At 66.8% G+C, this 15556-nt stretch carries 15 protein-coding genes and 1 pseudogene; 5 read left to right on the top strand and 11 right to left on the bottom strand.

The window, feature by feature from the left end:
* Positions 1–21 precede the first annotated feature (21 nt).
* The 5 genes from ACTIF6_RS25920 to ACTIF6_RS25900 all read left to right on the top strand — a co-directional run bounded on the left by ACTIF6_RS25920 (position 22) and on the right by ACTIF6_RS25900 (position 6302).
* Complete coding sequence (locus ACTIF6_RS25920; protein WP_439590601.1) at positions 22–1380, top strand: amidohydrolase family protein; 1359 nt, start codon at positions 22–24, stop codon at positions 1378–1380.
* 70 nt (positions 1381–1450) lie between these two features.
* A complete protein-coding gene (locus tag ACTIF6_RS25915) occupies positions 1451–2527 on the top strand; it encodes a substrate-binding domain-containing protein (protein WP_439590600.1) in 1077 nt (358 codons plus the stop codon).
* A gap of 34 nt (positions 2528–2561) precedes the next feature.
* Positions 2562–4094, top strand: coding sequence for a sugar ABC transporter ATP-binding protein (locus ACTIF6_RS25910; RefSeq protein ID WP_439590599.1), 1533 nt, complete (start codon positions 2562–2564; stop codon positions 4092–4094).
* Between the two features lie 17 nt (positions 4095–4111).
* Positions 4112–5092 (top strand): ABC transporter permease, encoded by a 981-nt coding sequence (locus tag ACTIF6_RS25905; protein WP_439590598.1) that lies wholly within the window; start codon positions 4112–4114, stop codon positions 5090–5092.
* Positions 5093–5144: 52 nt separating this feature from the next.
* Positions 5145–6302, top strand: a complete 1158-nt coding sequence (locus ACTIF6_RS25900; protein ID WP_439590597.1) for an FAD-dependent oxidoreductase — start codon at positions 5145–5147, stop codon at positions 6300–6302.
* A 13-nt stretch (positions 6303–6315) separates the two neighbouring features.
* Here the strand turns inward: ACTIF6_RS25900 and ACTIF6_RS25895 are convergent, their stop codons facing one another.
* The 11 genes and pseudogenes from ACTIF6_RS25895 to ACTIF6_RS25845 form a co-directional block, all read right to left on the bottom strand.
* On the bottom strand, positions 6316–7878 hold the full coding sequence (locus ACTIF6_RS25895; RefSeq protein WP_439590596.1) for a methyl-accepting chemotaxis protein: 1563 nt from the start codon (positions 7876–7878) through the stop codon (positions 6316–6318).
* A 114-nt stretch (positions 7879–7992) separates the two neighbouring features.
* Positions 7993–8760: a flagellar biosynthetic protein FliR gene (fliR, locus tag ACTIF6_RS25890; RefSeq protein ID WP_439590595.1), complete on the bottom strand. Its 768-nt coding sequence runs from the start codon at positions 8758–8760 to the stop codon at positions 7993–7995.
* A gap of 18 nt (positions 8761–8778) precedes the next feature.
* Positions 8779–9048 carry a flagellar biosynthesis protein FliQ gene (gene fliQ / locus ACTIF6_RS25885; RefSeq protein ID WP_439590594.1) on the bottom strand — a complete coding sequence of 90 codons (270 nt, stop codon included), beginning with the start codon at positions 9046–9048 and terminating at the stop codon, positions 8779–8781.
* A 106-nt stretch (positions 9049–9154) separates the two neighbouring features.
* Positions 9155–9877 (bottom strand): flagellar type III secretion system pore protein FliP, encoded by a 723-nt coding sequence (gene fliP, locus ACTIF6_RS25880; RefSeq protein ID WP_439590626.1) that lies wholly within the window; start codon positions 9875–9877, stop codon positions 9155–9157.
* Positions 9878–9914: 37 nt separating this feature from the next.
* Entirely contained in the window at positions 9915–10271 is a 357-nt protein-coding gene (locus ACTIF6_RS25875) for a flagellar biosynthetic protein FliO (RefSeq protein ID WP_439590593.1), read from the bottom strand.
* 19 nt (positions 10272–10290) lie between these two features.
* On the bottom strand, positions 10291–10716 hold the full coding sequence (gene fliN, locus ACTIF6_RS25870; RefSeq protein WP_439590592.1) for a flagellar motor switch protein FliN: 426 nt from the start codon (positions 10714–10716) through the stop codon (positions 10291–10293).
* On the bottom strand, positions 10706–11710 hold the full coding sequence (gene fliM, locus ACTIF6_RS25865; RefSeq protein ID WP_439590591.1) for a flagellar motor switch protein FliM: 1005 nt from the start codon (positions 11708–11710) through the stop codon (positions 10706–10708). The genes fliN and fliM overlap by 11 nt, the downstream gene beginning before the upstream one ends.
* A gap of 27 nt (positions 11711–11737) precedes the next feature.
* Positions 11738–12286, bottom strand: a complete 549-nt coding sequence (locus ACTIF6_RS25860) for a flagellar basal body-associated FliL family protein (RefSeq protein ID WP_439590590.1) — start codon at positions 12284–12286, stop codon at positions 11738–11740.
* 106 nt (positions 12287–12392) lie between these two features.
* Positions 12393–13703: a flagellar hook-length control protein FliK gene (locus ACTIF6_RS25855; RefSeq protein WP_439590589.1), complete on the bottom strand. Its 1311-nt coding sequence runs from the start codon at positions 13701–13703 to the stop codon at positions 12393–12395.
* The gene (gene fliJ / locus ACTIF6_RS25850) at positions 13703–14179 is read right to left on the bottom strand and encodes a flagellar export protein FliJ (RefSeq protein ID WP_439590588.1); all 477 of its coding nucleotides are present in this window, start codon (positions 14177–14179) and stop codon (positions 13703–13705) included. The genes ACTIF6_RS25855 and fliJ overlap by 1 nt, the downstream gene beginning before the upstream one ends.
* Positions 14176–15459, bottom strand: a pseudogene (locus tag ACTIF6_RS25845) (FliI/YscN family ATPase); the annotation flags it as partial. The gene fliJ and the pseudogene ACTIF6_RS25845, both read right to left, overlap by 4 nt.
* Positions 15460–15556 lie beyond the last annotated feature (97 nt).

Raw genomic sequence — 15556 nt, 5'->3', positions numbered from 1 at the left:
GAGCGCTCTGAAAGGACCACCATGCAACCGAAAAAAGGCTACCTGCTCAAGGGCAGGATCATCGACGGCTCGCTCAACCCGCCCATCGAACAGGGTGCCGTGGTCGTGCACGGCGAGCGCATCGAATGGGTGGGCGCGGCCGCTTCCCTGCCCGCGCAATACGTGGAACAGGCCTACGAGGTGATCGACCTGCCGGGCCGCACCATCATGCCGGGCCTGATCGACGGCCACACGCACATCTCTTTCGGCGAATCGCGCTCGGAAGAAGAGAACGCGCTCTACACCCCGGTGGAGTTCCGCACGTTGAAGGCGGCCTACTACGCGAAGAAGGTGTTGCAGGCGGGCGTGACCAGCGCGTTCGACGCCGCCACCACCTACGGCATTGCGCAGGCGGTGCGCGACGCCATCGATACGGGCATGTTCGAAGGTCCGCGCTTCACCGTGTCGGGCAAACAGCTCACCAACCACCAGGGGCTCGAGGATTCCTTCCCGAGCTGGATGGAATTCCCGGTGGGGCAGAGCGCGGTGCTGGTCAAGACCAAGGAGGATCTGATCGAGGCGATCCGCCTGCAGGTCAAGGACGAGGTCGATGCCATCAAGGTCTCGGGCTCCAACGACAACCTCATCACGCCCGACGCCCTCGGCGCCTCGGCCTTCACGCTCGAAGAACTCAGGATCATCGCCGACGAGACGCACCGGCTGGGCAAGATCTGCAGCACCCACGCCAGGTCCTGCGAATCCGCGCGCGACGCCGCGCTGGCCGGTTTCGACAACATCTTTCACGCTTCCTACATTGACGACGCGGGCATCGAGGCCTGCCTGAAGAACCAGTGCGTCATCACGCCCACCATGACGCTGCTGGTGAACCTGATCGGTGCGAACCCGGCGCAGGCCGGTGCTTCCGGCACCAGCGCCTTTGAGCGCGAGGTGGAGGCCGCTTCGGTCAACCTGCGCCGCGCATTCGATGCCGGTGTGCCTCTGATCGCCGGCAGCGAGAGCGGCTGGTCACCCGTGCCCTATGGGCAGTGGCATGCCAAGGAGATGGAGCTGTTCGTGACCCTGCTGGGCATGACGCCGCTGCAGGCCATCCACGCCAACACGCTGGGTGCGACGCGCCTGCTCAAGCGCTACGGCCACGAGGTGGGCAAGGTCGAAGCGGGTCGCCTGGCCGACCTGCTGGTGGTGCCCGGCGACCCCAGCGTGGACATCCGCATCCTGCAGCGGCCCAAGGCTTTCGACTACATCTTCAAAGGCGGCAAGCCCATCGACCGAACGCCGCCCGCACCCCGTGTGCGCAAGTGGTACGAGCGGACCAAGACCTTTCTCAACGGCCTCTACGTGTTCGACGAAGAGACCGGCACCGGGCGGTTGGTGCAGTAAGCGCAGCGCAGCGGGCCCCGCCAGGCCCGTCCCATGAACCCCCTTTCTTCCTCCCACCTAGGAGCTCCTCATGAAAATCCCGTCGCTACCTCGCAGCCTCACGTCGGCCGTGCACCGGTTGTCCGCCTGTGCCGTCCTCTCGCTCGCCGCGTTCGGCGCCAGTGCCCAGCCGGCCGAAGACCGTTTCATCGGTCTGATCGAGCCGATCAAGGCTCAGAAGCCCTACAAGATCGGGGTCACCGTGGTGCACCTGCACGACGACTTCTACAAGGGCATCGTCTACGGCATCGAGGACGAGGCGAAACGTTCGGGCGTGAACGTGGTGCAGGTGTCGGTCGCAGGCGCCTACGGCAATGTGCGCGAACAGTTTGCGCAGCTCAACGCTTTCAAGACACTGGGCGTGGACGTGGCGGTGGTGTCTGCTGCCGCCTTCAACGGCTACGACCCCATCCTCAAGTCGCTCAAGGACGCCGGCATCATGGTGGCCGCCGTCGGCATTCCTGTGAACAGCGCCAACGTGGCTTTCGGCGTGTTGCAGGACGACGGTGAAATCGGCCGCACGCTGGCCGATGCCGTGTGCAAGAACAACGATCCGGGCAAGATCCTCACTGTGCCCGGCCCTGCGGGTGCCGAGTGGGCGCGCCTTCGCTACGTTGGCTTCATGGAGCAGGCAAAGAAGTGCCCTGGCCTTGCGCCAGTCGAAGGTGCATTCGGTGGAGCCCTCGGCCTGCAACACGGCATGACGCAGACTTCGGACCTGCTCCTGCGCCACCCTGACGCCAAGTACGTGTACACGCCCGAGATCTCGCTGGCCATGGGCGCGGCACAGGCCATTCGCCAGCAGAACCGCAAGGTGAAGGTGGTGTCCAGCTCGATGGTGAAGGAAGCCATTCCCATGGTGAAGGACGGTCGTCTGCTGGCGGTGGTGTCCGAGCCCGGCATCATCATGGGCCGCCTGATCGTGCAGTACGCCATCCGCCAACTCGAAGGCAAGCCCACGCCCAAGCTGAGCGCGCCCGACAAGAGTTCGCCGTACGCCTACTTCAACGTGCCGCCCGAGCTGATCCGTCCGGACAACGTCGACAAGCACCCGTACCACATTTACGAAATCCCGCCTGCCGACTGGCGCCTGCCTGTGAAGCAGTGATCAGGTTCACCGAACACAGCGCGCGCGACACGCCATGAAGACACCAACGCCGGATGGGCAGGCTCTCGTGCAGGTGCGGGGGCTGCAGAAGACTTTTGGCGCCACCCGCGCGCTGGTCAATGTGTCGACCGATTTCCGAGCCGGGGAAATCCATTGCGTGCTGGGCGAGAACGGCGCTGGCAAGTCCACCTTGGGCAAGATTCTCGGGGGCCTGTACCAGGCGGACGCTGGCGAGCTGCTCATCAAAGGCGAGAAGGTGTCCTTCGCCAGTCCGCGCGCGGCGCATGCGGCAGGCGTCGCCATGGTGTACCAGGAGCTCTCGCTCGCGCCCGACCTGTCGGTGCGCGCCAACCTGTGGCTGGGATCGGAGGAGGCGAGCTCGCCGTTTTCCGGCATCTCGCGCCGCAAGGAACACGAAAGAGCGGCGTCGGTCGTGCGCAAGCTCGGCGTCGAGGTCGACCTGGAGCAGCCGGTTGGACAGTTGCCCGTGGCCATTCAACAGCTCATCGAGATCGGCAAGTCGCTGATGTTCTCGCCACGCATCATCGTCTTCGACGAACCCACGGCGATGCTGGGGGCCGTGGAAAAGCAGAAGTTCTTCGACGTATTGCGGCAGCTGCGCGACGAAGGCGTGGCCGCCGTGCTGGTGACGCACCACATCGAGGACGTGATGGCGGTCAGCGACCGAGTCACCATCATGCGCAACGGCCAGGTGGTGGACAGCTTTCCCATGGCACCGGATGTCGATGCCGATCGCGTGGTGGAGCGGCTCACAGGCCGCAAGCAGCAGGTCGAGGTGTCCGCGCCCGCGGCACCGCGCGGCGCCGTGGTGCTGGACATTGAAGGCATTCCGCTGCGCGGCCGAGGCCCCGGCTCGTTGACCCTCTGCAAGGGCCAGATCGTGGGCTTCTACGGCGTGGTGGGCTGCGGTGCCGAGCGCATTCTTCTGGGCCTGGCGGGCGTGCAGTTGCCCGGCCCGCTCGCGTTTCGCCTGCACGGACGCGCCTACCAACCCAGCAGCCCCACGCAGGCCAGCGCGCTGGGTGTGTCCTACCTGCCGGCGGGCCGCGCGGCCCACGGCATTCTGCCCACGCGGTCGATCCTGGAGAACCTCACGTTGACGAGCATCCGAAACTTCAGTCGCGCCGGCTTCGTCGACACGAACCGCGAGGCTCAGGAGGGCGAGCGCCTGCTGTCGGCGAGCCAGGTGAAATACGCTGATCCTCATCTGCCCATCACGAGTCTGAGCGGTGGCAACCAACAGAAGGTGCTGCTGGCCCGCGTGATGTCCAGCGCGCGCGATGTGCTGCTGCTCGAGGAGCCTACCGCCGGCGTGGACATCGAGGCCAAGCACCAGATCCACCAGCGCATCCGTTCGGCCGCGCAGCAAGGCTTGACGGTGGTGGTGATCTCGAGCGACCTCGTGGAGACGATCGCTCTGTGCGACACCGTGCACACCATCTACGCCGGCACGGTGATCGCCACCTACGAAAACCCCGGCCCCGACGCACAGCCAGCCATCATTGCCGACGTGCTGGGGCAGGCTTGCGGGACCGCGATCCAATGAAAGAGGAACCACCCCCCATGGCTGCCACTGCCCAGACCTCTATGCCCGTCACGGCCAAGTCGACACCGTCCCGCTGGTCACTCGCCGAGGCTGTGCTGCCGCTCTTCATCGTGGCCCTGGCGGCGATCGCCGGTCTGATCGAACCGCGCTTTCTCTCGCTGGACAATCTGCTGAACCTGGGGCGCCAGATGGTGCCGCTGCTGATCATCTCGCTCGGGCAGGCAATTGCCATCATTCGCGGCGGGCTCGATCTTTCGCTGGCGGCCGTGCTTTCGCTCTCCGGCGTGGCCGGCGTGCTCGTCATGGAGTCCCACGGCATTCCCGCCGGCATCGCCGTGATGCTGGCCACCGGCATGGTCACCGGCACGGTATCGGGCTTCATCATTGCCTACTTCCGCACCACGCCGCTGGTGGTCACGTTGGGCATGCTCTCCATCGCCCAGGCGTTGGCCCTCATCCTGTCCGGCGGCGTGCCCATCTACGACGTGCCGTCCAGCTATGTGCAGGCGGTCGGCTTCGATGCGTTCCTCGGTATCCCCGTGGTGGTCTGGATTGCCGCCGCGGCCACGTTGGCCATGGCCCTGCTGTTGCGCCGGACCGTGTTCGGACGCTACGTCTACGCAATCGGCTCGAACGCATCGGCAGCCGCCAAGTCGGGCGTCAACGTGCGGCTCTACACCATGCTGGTCTACACGGTCAGTGGCCTGTCGGCGGCCATCGGTGCGGTGGTGCTCACCGCCTGGGTGGGCTCCGCGCAGCCCATTGCCGCGCCCAACATCACGCTCGAATCGCTCGCTGCGGTGGTGCTGGGCGGCGTGGCGCTCACGGGTGGATCGGGCGGGGTGCGCCAGGTCTTCCTCGGGGTCGTGGTCCTGAGCATGCTCTCCAACATCATGAACATGATCGGCGTCTCCGCCTATTTCCAGACGCTGGCCGTCGGCGTGGTCATCATCGTCGCCGTCATCCTCGACCGCTTCCGCCGCAACCAGCGCGATTGAGCTGTCCGCCCCCATTCCCGAAATAGAACTTCCCATTCTGAAAGGCATACCCATGAAGCAGCGCTCAGTCGAAATCATCGGAGCAGGACTGGCGGGCCTGGTGGCCGCCAACCGTTTTGCCCAGAAGGGCTGGCGGGTCCGCATCCACGAACGCAACGCCGAACTGCGCATGTTCGGTGCAGGCATCTGGCTCTGGGAAAGCGGCCTCAAGACGCTGGAGACCATCGGCGCCTACGAAGCCGCCGTGGCGCGCGCCCGCTCCATCCGCGAGTGGCAGATCCGCGACCACAAGGGCCGCGTGCTCATGTCGCGCCTGGCGCATGCGCAGGACCGGCTGTTGCTGCCACCCCGTGCCGATCTCTACCAGGCGCTCATCGACCAGGCGGTGGCCCACGGCGTCGACATCGTGACCTCGTCGCTGGCCACCGGCGTCACGCCCGATGGTTCGGTGCAGTTCGACAAAGGCCCCCAGGCGCACGCCGATCTCGTGCTCGTGGCCGATGGAGCGTACTCCCGCATCCGCGAATCCATCCTGGGCACCAAGTGGATGGACTTCGGTTCCGAGGCTGGCATCCGCATGCTGATCGACGAGGAACCGGGCGATGTGCGTGACACCCTCATCGAACACTGGAACGGCCCCTGGCGCCTGCTCTTCAATCCCTGCACCGACGGCAAGAACTACATCTTCCTCAGTGCGCCGGTGGACGACGAGCGCGCCCGCAAGCTGCCGATCGACGCCGCCTTGTGGACCGAGAAGTTTCCGCAGGCCGCCGATCTCATCCGGCGTTGCCAGGTGGACAGCCGCTGGGACCGCCTGGTCAACGTGAAGTGCCGGAAGTGGTCCGAGGGCAAGGTCGCGATCATCGGTGACGCGGCGCACGCCATGCCCCCCAACCTGGGCCAGGCCGCCAACACCGCGTTCATCAACATCATGGCGCTGGCTGAAATGGTGTCGCCGTCGGAGGACATTCCGCTGGCCCTGCGCGAGTGGGAGCGGGAGCAGCGCTCGATCTCCGACCACGTGCAGTGGTTCTCCTACCTTTATGGCTACGTGCTGGGCAAGTGGCCCAAGTCGCTGCTGACGCTGCGTTCGGACGTGGTCAGCGCGCTCTCGAAGACCGAATGGTTCGACGAAAGCATGAACCGGGGCGCACGACACGTGCCCATGGGTTACTCGCCCGAAGCCGTCCGCATCGCCCACAAGCCCTGAAGAGCTGGTCGGCTCAGGTGGTCAGCGGCGCGCCCCGGGCCTGCGTCCGGTTGGTCCTGAACACGGCGACCGCCTGCACCAGCTGCACCGCCTGGGCCTTCAGGCTTTTCGCTGCAGCGGCGCTATCTTCCACCAGCGCGGCGTTCTGCTGAGTGACCTTGTCCATCTGGCTGACCGCTTCGCCCACCTGGCCCACGCCCAGGCTCTGCTCGCTGGTGGCGCTGCTGATCTCGGCCACCAGGTCGGACACGCGGCGGATCGCGGCCACCACGCCCTGCATGGTCACACCGGCCTGATCGGCCAGCGCCGTGCCATTGGCCACGCGCTGAACACTGGCATCAATCAGGCTCTTGATCTCCTTGGCGGCTTGCGCGCTGCGCTGCGCGAGGTTGCGCACCTCGCCAGCGACCACCGCGAAACCGCGGCCCTGTTCGCCGGCGCGTGCGGCTTCCACCGCCGCGTTGAGCGCGAGGATGTTGGTCTGGAAAGCAATACCGTCGATCACCCCGATGATGTCGGCGATGCGCCGCGAGCTGTCGTTGATGCCCTTCATGGTCTCCACCACCTGGCCCACCACGTCGCCGCCCCGCGCCGCCACGTCCGAGGCATCGCGCGCCAGGGTGTTCGCCTTCTGCGCGTGATCGGCGGTCTGGCGCACGGTGGTGCCCAGTTCTTCCATCGACGCTGCGGTTTCTTCCAGCGCAGAGGCCTGTTGTTCGGTGCGGGTGGAAAGATCGGTGTTGCCCTGGGCGATCTGCGCGCTGGCCTCCGACACCAGGGCCGCGTTGTCCTGCACATGGCTCACGGTGTCGCTGATGCGCTGCTGCATCGTGCGCAGGGCCTCCAGCAGTTGTCGCGTGTCGTCGTTGCCCACCAGCGCGATCGGCATGGCCAGGTTGCCCTGCGCCAGATGGCCCGCAGCCGCCACGGCCTGGCCCATGGGAATGGCCATGAGATGGGCGACCCACAGCGCGCCGAGCACCAGCGTGATGGTGGCCACGAGCACCGCAAGGCCCAGTGTCCACAGCGATTGCGTCACGCTCGTCGCGGCGGCCTCGGAGATGGCCGCACCATCTTCTTCGATCATCCCGGAGAGTGCTTCCAGCGCGTCCTCGAGTTGCGCGAAGGCCTGGTTCAGCGCCGGCAACTGGGCCTCGGCCTGTGTGACGCCCTGGGCCGATCCGGCCACCACCGCCTGCGCGGCCTGCATGTATTGCCTGACCACCGGCTGGGCACTGTCCAGCGCCTGACGTGCCTGGGCATCAATGCCCGAGCTGGCGATTTTCGTCAGTGCCGCGTCGAAGGTGGCCACGTGGTCGTCCAGGTCGGTGCGCGCGGCGGCGATGGTGGCGGCGTCGCCCTTCATGGCCGCAAGCAGGGCGCGCTGGGCATCGCCGCGCAGGGCGTCGTGCATCATGTCCGCGCTCAGCGTGGCCTGCAGCGCCTGGCTGGACAAGGCCGAAGCCTCGACCTTGACGGCCATGGAAGAAACGGCCAGCAGCCCGATGCCGCCCGCGGCCGAGACCAGGGCGGCGCCGGCCAGGCCCAGGCAGAGAATCTGGGTGCGAAGTTTCATGGTTGCTCCTGTCGGAAGAGACCGCTCTGCGGATTCGCACGCGATCGTTGCTTGCGTTTCGGCGCGCCGCCGCGCTTGTGTAGCGCGGGGTGACCGGCGGTTGGTGCGATCACCTCAGCCGCCCGTGAAAATGCTGGTGGCGAGCCTCATGAGCGCAGCCACCGGAGCGTCGAGCATGGGGAGAGTGAATGCAATGCCGAGCAGGCCGGCCGACAGCGTGAGCGGGAAGCCGATGGCGAAGGCGTTCATCTGCGGCGCGATGCGCGAGACGAAGCCGAGCACGATGTTGATGAACAGCAGCATGCCGATCATGGGCAGCGCGATCCACAGGCCGTAGCGAAACACCACCGCGCCCAGCTCGTGCAGGCGCATGCGGTTGATGGACTCGAAGGCGCTCGCACCCACCGGGAACAGCTCGAAGCTGGAGATGACCGCACCCAGCAGCATGAGGTGGCCGTTCAGCACCACGAACAGGAGCATGGTGGTGTTGCCGAAAAAACGGCCCACCGTGCTCGATTGCGAGTTGGTGGAGGGATCGAAGAAGCCCGCGAAGTTCAAACCCATCTGGAGACCGATGAGTTCACCGGCCAGTTCCACCGAGGCGAACACGATGCGCACCGCCAGGCCAATGGCAATGCCCACCACCACCTGCTGCATCACCACCGCAAACGCACCGGGATCGGTGAGGGCCACCATGGGTTGCTCCGGCATGCCGGCCTGCGCGCACACCGCGACGATGAAAGCCAGCGCCACACGTGTGCGCATGGGCACCGAGCGCGCCGAGAAGATGGGCGCGCTGGAGAACACCGCCAGGATGCGCAGGAAGGGCCAGAACACCGGAGAGACCAGCGCCATCACCTGGGCTTCGGTGAACGTGGGCATGGCGGGTGCGCTGCGCGATCAGATCGCGTAGTTGGGGATCGAGAGAATCGTGTTGCGGATGAACTCGACCATGGTGGTCATCATCCACGGGCCGGCGATGGCGAACACCGCGATGGCGCCGATGAGCTTGGGCACGAAGGCCAGCGTGGCTTCGTTGATCTGCGTGATGGCCTGAAACAGGCTGACCAGCAGGCCAATGCCCAGCACCGCGCCCAGCACCGGGGCCGCGACCATGAGCAGAAGGAAGAGGGCGTTCTGCCCCATCGTGAGGGCGGCTTGGGGATCCATCAGACAACCTTTTCGGAAAGAGGGCGGGACGCCGCCGGGCCGCTCCCAAGGCGGCCCAGCCCCCTCGAGGGGCAGCGAACCGCGCAGCGGTAGAGCGTGGGGGCTTTCATGTTGCAAAACTGGCCGCAAGAGAGCCAATCAACAGGTTCCATCCGTCCGCGAGAACGAACAGCATGAGCTTGAACGGCAACGCCACCAGCACGGGCGACAGCATCATCATGCCCAGCGACATCAGCACGCTGGCGACCACCATGTCGATCACCAGAAAGGGGATGAAGATCATGAAGCCGATCTGGAACGCGGTCTTGAGCTCGCTGGTGACGAAGGCCGGCACCAGCACGCGGAAGGGTGCGGTTTCGGCAGTGACGTCGTTGGGCAGCTTGGCCAGCTTGGCAAAGAGTTCGAAATCGGACTGGCGTGTCTGCTTGAGCATGAAGGCGCGCATGGGCGCCTGGCCGCGCTCGAGCGCCTGCTCGAAGCTGATGGCGTTCTTCGAATAGGGGTCGTAGGCGTCCTGGTAGACCTTGTCCAGCGTCGGGCCCATCACGAACAGCGTGAGGAACAGCGACAGGCCCACGATCACCTGGTTGGGCGGAGCGGACTGCGTGCCCAACGCCTGGCGCAGCAGCGAGAGCACGATGACGATGCGGGTGAAGCCCGTCATGAGCAGCAGCACCGCCGGCAGGAAGGACAGTGCGGTGAAGAACAGCAGGGTCTGGATCGGCACCGAATAGCTGTTGCCGCCTGCGCCCTGGCCGACCATGAGCGGCAGCGAAGGGCCGGTGGGGGCGGCAGGTGCGCCCTGGGCGAAGGCGCTGGCGCCCAGCATCAGCAGGGCCATGGCGCCGAAGATGCGCAGTGCGGTCTCAGCGCGCATGGGGAGCTTTCGTCAATTGGGCCAGGCGGGCGGCGAAGCCGGTGGCCGCCGTGTCCGTTGCGTGGGCGGGCGCTTCCGGTTCAGCCGGCATCGGCATCTGGTGCAGCGCGCTCACGCCACCGGGAGCCACGCCCAGCACCAGGCACACGCGCTCGTCGCCCTGGCCCACCTGCACCGTCACCACGCGCTGTTGTGGCCCCAGCGACAGGCTGGAGAGCACGCGCAGTGCCGGGCCGTTGCCCTGGCCCATCACACCGGGCAGGCGGCCACGGGCCCACTTCAGGGCGAAGGCAATGCCCACCATGAGGGCGAGCAGAAGCAGCGCGGGAATCGCGTTTTGCAGCATGTCGGGCTCGATGGATGGATCAGGTGCGCGAGACGCGGCGCATGCGCTCGGAGGGCGTGACGATGTCGGTGAGGCGGATGCCGAACTTGTCGTTCACCACCACCACCTCGCCCTGCGCGATCAGGTAGCCGTTGATCAGCACGTCCATGGGTTCGCCGGCCAGTGCGTCGAGTTCGACGATGGAACCTTGCGCGAGCTGCAGGATGTACTTGATCGGCACGCGGGTGCGACCGAGTTCCACCGAGAGCTGCACCGGGATGTCCAGCACCATCTGGATGTCCTGCATCGGGTTGTGCGCGCCGGCCGGGGTCACCGGCACCGCGTTGGCCTCGAATTCGGGCGCGCCATCGGCGTGCGGGGCGGCCGAGCCGGCCTGTTCTTCCAGGGCCTGGGCCCAGTCGTCGGTGACGGCGTCGTTCATGGTGTTGGTGGTCTCAGTTGACATACGAATCTCCCAGCCAGTTCGCGTCGATGCCGCGCAGGTTGCGTTCCACGCGCAGTGCGTATTTGCCCTTGTGGGTGCCGTACTGGCATTCGAAAACCGGCACGCCGTCCACATGGGCCTTGATCGTGGGCGTGCGGTCGAGCTCGATGAAATCGCCGATCTGCATGGCCAGCAGTTGCTCCACCGTGGCCTCGGTCTGTGCCAGTTCGGCCACCATGTTCACTTCGGCGGCCTGGATCTCGTGGCTGAGCAGCTTGACCCAGCGGCGATCGACTTCGATGGCGTCGCCCTGCACGCTGGAATAGAGGACGTCGCGGATCGGCTCCAGCGTGGCGTAGGGAATGCAGATGTGCAGCGAGCCCGAGATGTCGCCGATCTCCAGCGTGAAGCTGGTGGAGACCACGATCTCGCTCGGCGTGGCGATGGTGGCGAACTGCGGCTGCATTTCCGAGCGCTGGTAGGCCAGCTCGATCGGGTACACGCCGCGCCAGGCTTTCTTGTATTCCTCGGACACCACATCCACCAGGCGGTTGATCACGCGCTGCTCGGTGGGTGAGAAATCGCGGCCCTCGATGCGGGTGTGGAACTTGCCGTTGCCGCCGTACAGGCTGTCGATCACGCCGAACAGCAGGGTGGGCTCGCACACCACCAGGCCGTTGCCGCGCAAGGGGCGAATGGCCATGATGTTGAAGTTGGTCGGCACCACCAGCTCGCGCAGGAAGGCGCTGTATTTCTGCACCTGCACCGCACCCACCGAAATCTCGGGGCTGCGGCGGATGAAATTGAACAACCCCAGGCGCAGGTTGCGCGAGAAGCGTTCGTTGACGATCTCCATGGTGGGCATGCGCCCACGCACGATGCGCTCCTGGCTGGAGAGGTTGTAGTTGCGCACGCCATCGGTGGGCGCTTCTTCCTTGGCCAGCTTCTGGCTCTCGCCCGTCACACCTTCGAGCAGGGCGTCGATCTCTTCCTGGGACAGAAACGATTCGGACATGGTGTCGGTCGCTCGGTGTTGGGGGGCTTACTGCACGATGAAGCTGGAGAACAGCACGGCCTGCACCGGATTCGGCATTGCGGCCTTGGCGCCCGCCTTGGCGCTGGCGTAGCCCATCTCCCGGGAAACCGCGGCAATGATGTCGGTCGAGAGCTTTTCCTTGCCCTGGACCTGCAGCATTTCCTCGGCCGTGCGCTGCGAGATCAGTACCAGGATCTGGCTGCGGATGCTGGGCAGGTAGACCTTGACGGCGGTTTCGGTGGCGCTGTCCTGGAGTTGCAGCGTCAGGCCGAGCTGGACGAAACGGTTGCCACCGGCATCGGCGAGGTTGACCACCATGTTTTCCAGCGGCAGGAAGGTGGGTGGGGTCTTGGGCTTGTGGCTCTGTTCGGCCGCGGCCTCGTCGTCGCCGTGCTCGTCGGCGGTGTTCTTCTTCAGGATGAACAACGCACCACCCGCGCCCAGCAGGGCCAGCACCAGCACGCCAGCGATGATGAAGAGCAGCTTCTTGCTCTTCTTCTTCGGGGCTTCAGGAGCAGCGGCGGTGGCGGGGGCAGCGGCGGCAGCGGCGGACATGGACTTCCTTCAGAAACACGCGGAATGCGTGTGGGGTTGAAGGAATTATTGGGGGCGACCCCCTCGGGCGTTCGCTGAAATAGCGCCTGAAAAGCCGCTCTTTACTTCAGACAAAAAGGTCCAGTGGCTGGCTGCCGTCGGCACGCGGACTGGCTGCCGGCTTGACCGCTGTGGGGGCCGGGGCTTCGCTTCGCCCGGCCATTTCACCCCGGTTCACCGTGGGCGTGTGCTGTGTGGGGTGCCCGTTTTGCTGCCCCTGCGAACCCACCGACACGTGGCCGAGCTGGATGCCGCTGCGTTGCAGCAAGTCGGACAGCGCGTCGCTCGCCCCTTCGCGCAGGCTGGCACGGGCTTCGGCGTTGTCGCTCTGGAAGGCCACCTGCACTTCCTGGCCCTTCATGGAGAGCTGGATGTCGATGGCATCGGCGCCGGATTCGCCCACCCGCAGGCTGGCGTGGCGCAGGTGCTGCGTGCCCCAGTGGCTCACGGTGGGGCCGTCGGCTTCCCGGTCGGCGTGCATGCCATCCTGGCTCTGCCCGGTCTGCTCGCCGGGCAGGGCGTCGCCCGACGAACCACCGCCGCTGTGGCCGGTGGCGCTGCCGTCGGCCAGGGTGGGGTTGCCCAGGCCGGAGGCGGCGTCCGGAGAGGCCGCGCGCGCGCCGGCGCCACCGTTGCCGGGCAGGGTGAGTTCAAAGCCTGCCTCGCGCGCCGTGCTCGTCTGCAAGGCGCCCGCGCTGGCAAGGGCGAAGCGCTCGTCCAGCGCCACGGTGCTGCGCACGCTGGCCAGCGGTGCGCCGTGTGTTTGCTGCAGGGTCTGGCTCGCGAACTGCTGTTGCAGTGCATCGGTGCTGGAGACGGCGCCGCGTTGCCACACCATGGCCGGTGTGCTGCCCTGGGTCTGCGCTTCGATGCGGCTGGCAAACGCGGGTCGTGCCGCTGGCGTGGCGAAGGCGGGGCGTGCCGGTGCGCTCGCCGGGCCGGCCGGGGCGGGCAGGTCGGTGGTGGCGAGTTTCTCGTCCACCACCGGTGTCATGCCGGTGATGTCCACGCCGTTGGCCTCGGGCTTCTGGCCGGTGGGCAGGGCGGGCTCGCTGATGGTGCTCGGCTGGGCCGAGGCGGCAGCGGGGTTCGGGCTGGTGGGGGTTGCCGTGGCGGCGGTGGCGCTGGCCGGCGCGGCCCAGGCCAGCAAGGCGGCCAGGGGGTTCTCATCCTTGGGGTCTGGCGCGAGGGCGTCGGTCGCGGCGGGGTCGGCCGGCAGGGTGGCCGCTTCGGGCATCAGGTGCGTGTCGCTCACCAGGCTCAGCAGGCTGGCGAACAGGTCGGACTCGGCCGGCTTCTCGCTGGACGCCTTGCCATGGTGAGGGGTCTGCGCAGGGCGTTGCGGCTCGGCCGGCCTGGAAACGGTGCCGGCGCTCATCAGGCGTGTCCTCCATTGCGCGCCTGGGCCAGGGCCAGGCTCTGGCGCAGGTGGATCGCCAGCGCCATTTCGTCGGTGTGCTTCTGTTCCTGGCGCTCGGCCCGGTGCGTGATGGCCTGCTGCTTGCGTTCGGTGAACTTGCGCAGGCCAGCCAGGTCGCGTTCGGCCGCGTGCACCTGCTCCTGGCAGCGATCGATCATGGTCTGGCGCTCACCCAGCACGCCACGCTGGAATTCCATGGCGTGGTCGATCTTCTGCATGAACTGGCGGTGGTGCATGAGCAGGGCGGTGTCCACGCCGACGCTGCTGCGCGCCTGCCAGCGCGCCTGCGATTCCTGCGCATAGGCGCTGAGCTGGTCCATCTGGTCCTGGGCGATCTGCAACTCGCGCTGCATCCGGCCCAGGTTGCCCATCGCCTCGTCGCGGCGCTTCTCGGCCAGCTCCACGACTTTGTTCAGCGTCTGGATCGTCGTCATCCCTGTTGTCCTTCATAGGGGTTGTGGTGCGGTCTGGCTTGCCGTTGCTGCGTCGGCTTCTCTTCCTGCAGGGCTCCCTGCAGTTGCTGCAGGCTGTCTGGCAGCGTGGCGGCGTCGAACATGTCCTGCATCAGGAAACGCTGCAGCGCGGGGTAGAGCACGATGGCGCGGTCGGTCTCGGGGTCGCTGCCGGGCACGTAGGCGCCGAGCTGGATCAGGTCGCGGCTCTTCAGGTAGCGTGAATACAGGCTGCGGAAGCGGCGTGCCAGCTCCAGGTGCACCGCACCGGCCACGTTGTGCATCACGCGCGAGGCCGAGGCCTCCACGTCGATGGCGGGGAAGTGGCCCGACTCGGCGAGCGAGCGCGAGAGCACGATGTGGCCGTCCAGAATCGCGCGTGCCGCGTCGGCGATCGGGTCCTGCTGGTCGTCGCCCTCGGAGAGCACGGTGTAGAAGGCGGTGATCGAGCCCACGCCGTTGGGGCCGTTGCCGCTGCGCTCCACCAGCTGCGGCAGCTTGGCAAAGCACGAAGGCGGGTAACCCTTGGTGGCCGGCGGCTCGCCAATGGCCAGCGCGATCTCGCGCTGCGCCATGGCGTAGCGGGTGAGCGAATCCATGAGCAGCAGGACGTCCAGCCCGTCGTCGCGGAAGCGCTCGGCAATGGCGGTGGCGTAGGCCGCGCCCTGCATGCGCACCAGCGGCGGCGCGTCGGCCGGCGCGGCCACCACCACCGAACGCTGGCGGCCCTCAGCGCCCAGAATGTCTTCGATGAATTCCTTCACCTCACGGCCGCGCTCGCCGATCAGGCCGACCACGATCACGTCGGCCTTGGTGTAGCGGGCCATCATGCCCAGCAGCACGCTCTTGCCCACGCCGGAGCCAGCGAACAGGCCGATGCGCTGGCCACGGCCTACGGTCAGCAGGGCGTTGATGGCGCGCACGCCGGTGTCCAGCGGCTCGCGCACCGGGGCGCGGTCCATGGCATTGAGCGGGGCGCGGTCCATCGGTTCGATGTCCACGTTGAGGATCGGGCCCTGGTGGTCCAGCGGGTTGCCGTGCGAATCGACCACGCGGCCCAGCAGGCCGCGGCCCAGCGGCAGTCGCAGGGTGCCGCGGTCGTCGGGCGAAGGCGGTTTGTTGGCGTGGCCCACGCGCGGCACGGTGCGGTACGGTGCCAGCGGCGTCACGCTGGCGCCGCTGGCCAGACCGTGGGTGTCGCCCGCGGGCATGAGGAAGGCGCGGTCGTTGGAAAAGCCCACCACCTCGGCCAGCACCGGTTCCTTGCGGCCATTGCTGATGATGTTGATTCATCAGCACAACTGAGCCAGTGATCACGTCGAATATTGAGCCACTGGGTTGATGGGTTTTCTGGCTACT

This window comes from Hydrogenophaga sp. (assembly GCF_051860785.1).
GTDB lineage: Bacteria > Pseudomonadota > Gammaproteobacteria > Burkholderiales > Burkholderiaceae_C > Hydrogenophaga.
Note: the sequence above shows the minus strand (reverse complement) of the source record. Positions and strands in the feature narration are given on the sequence as shown.

Bases quoted from the DNA above. Each gene is read 5' to 3' on its own strand.
- ACTIF6_RS25920 (WP_439590601.1), top strand. From the start codon at position 22: ATGCAACCGAAAAAAGGCTACCTGCTCAAGGGCAGGATCATCGACGGC.
- ACTIF6_RS25915 (WP_439590600.1), top strand. From the start codon at position 1,451: ATGAAAATCCCGTCGCTACCTCGCAGCCTCACGTCGGCCGTGCACCGG.
- ACTIF6_RS25910 (WP_439590599.1), top strand. From the start codon at position 2,562: ATGAAGACACCAACGCCGGATGGGCAGGCTCTCGTGCAGGTGCGGGGG.
- ACTIF6_RS25905 (WP_439590598.1), top strand. From the start codon at position 4,112: ATGGCTGCCACTGCCCAGACCTCTATGCCCGTCACGGCCAAGTCGACA.
- ACTIF6_RS25900 (WP_439590597.1), top strand. From the start codon at position 5,145: ATGAAGCAGCGCTCAGTCGAAATCATCGGAGCAGGACTGGCGGGCCTG.
- ACTIF6_RS25895 (WP_439590596.1), bottom strand. From the start codon at position 7,878: ATGAAACTTCGCACCCAGATTCTCTGCCTGGGCCTGGCCGGCGCCGCC.
- fliR (WP_439590595.1), bottom strand. From the start codon at position 8,760: ATGCCCACGTTCACCGAAGCCCAGGTGATGGCGCTGGTCTCTCCGGTG.
- fliQ (WP_439590594.1), bottom strand. From the start codon at position 9,048: ATGGATCCCCAAGCCGCCCTCACGATGGGGCAGAACGCCCTCTTCCTT.
- fliP (WP_439590626.1), bottom strand. From the start codon at position 9,877: ATGCTGGGCGCCAGCGCCTTCGCCCAGGGCGCACCTGCCGCCCCCACC.
- ACTIF6_RS25875 (WP_439590593.1), bottom strand. From the start codon at position 10,271: ATGCTGCAAAACGCGATTCCCGCGCTGCTTCTGCTCGCCCTCATGGTG.
- fliN (WP_439590592.1), bottom strand. From the start codon at position 10,716: ATGTCAACTGAGACCACCAACACCATGAACGACGCCGTCACCGACGAC.
- fliM (WP_439590591.1), bottom strand. From the start codon at position 11,710: ATGTCCGAATCGTTTCTGTCCCAGGAAGAGATCGACGCCCTGCTCGAA.
- ACTIF6_RS25860 (WP_439590590.1), bottom strand. From the start codon at position 12,286: ATGTCCGCCGCTGCCGCCGCTGCCCCCGCCACCGCCGCTGCTCCTGAA.
- ACTIF6_RS25855 (WP_439590589.1), bottom strand. From the start codon at position 13,703: ATGAGCGCCGGCACCGTTTCCAGGCCGGCCGAGCCGCAACGCCCTGCG.
- fliJ (WP_439590588.1), bottom strand. From the start codon at position 14,179: ATGACGACGATCCAGACGCTGAACAAAGTCGTGGAGCTGGCCGAGAAG.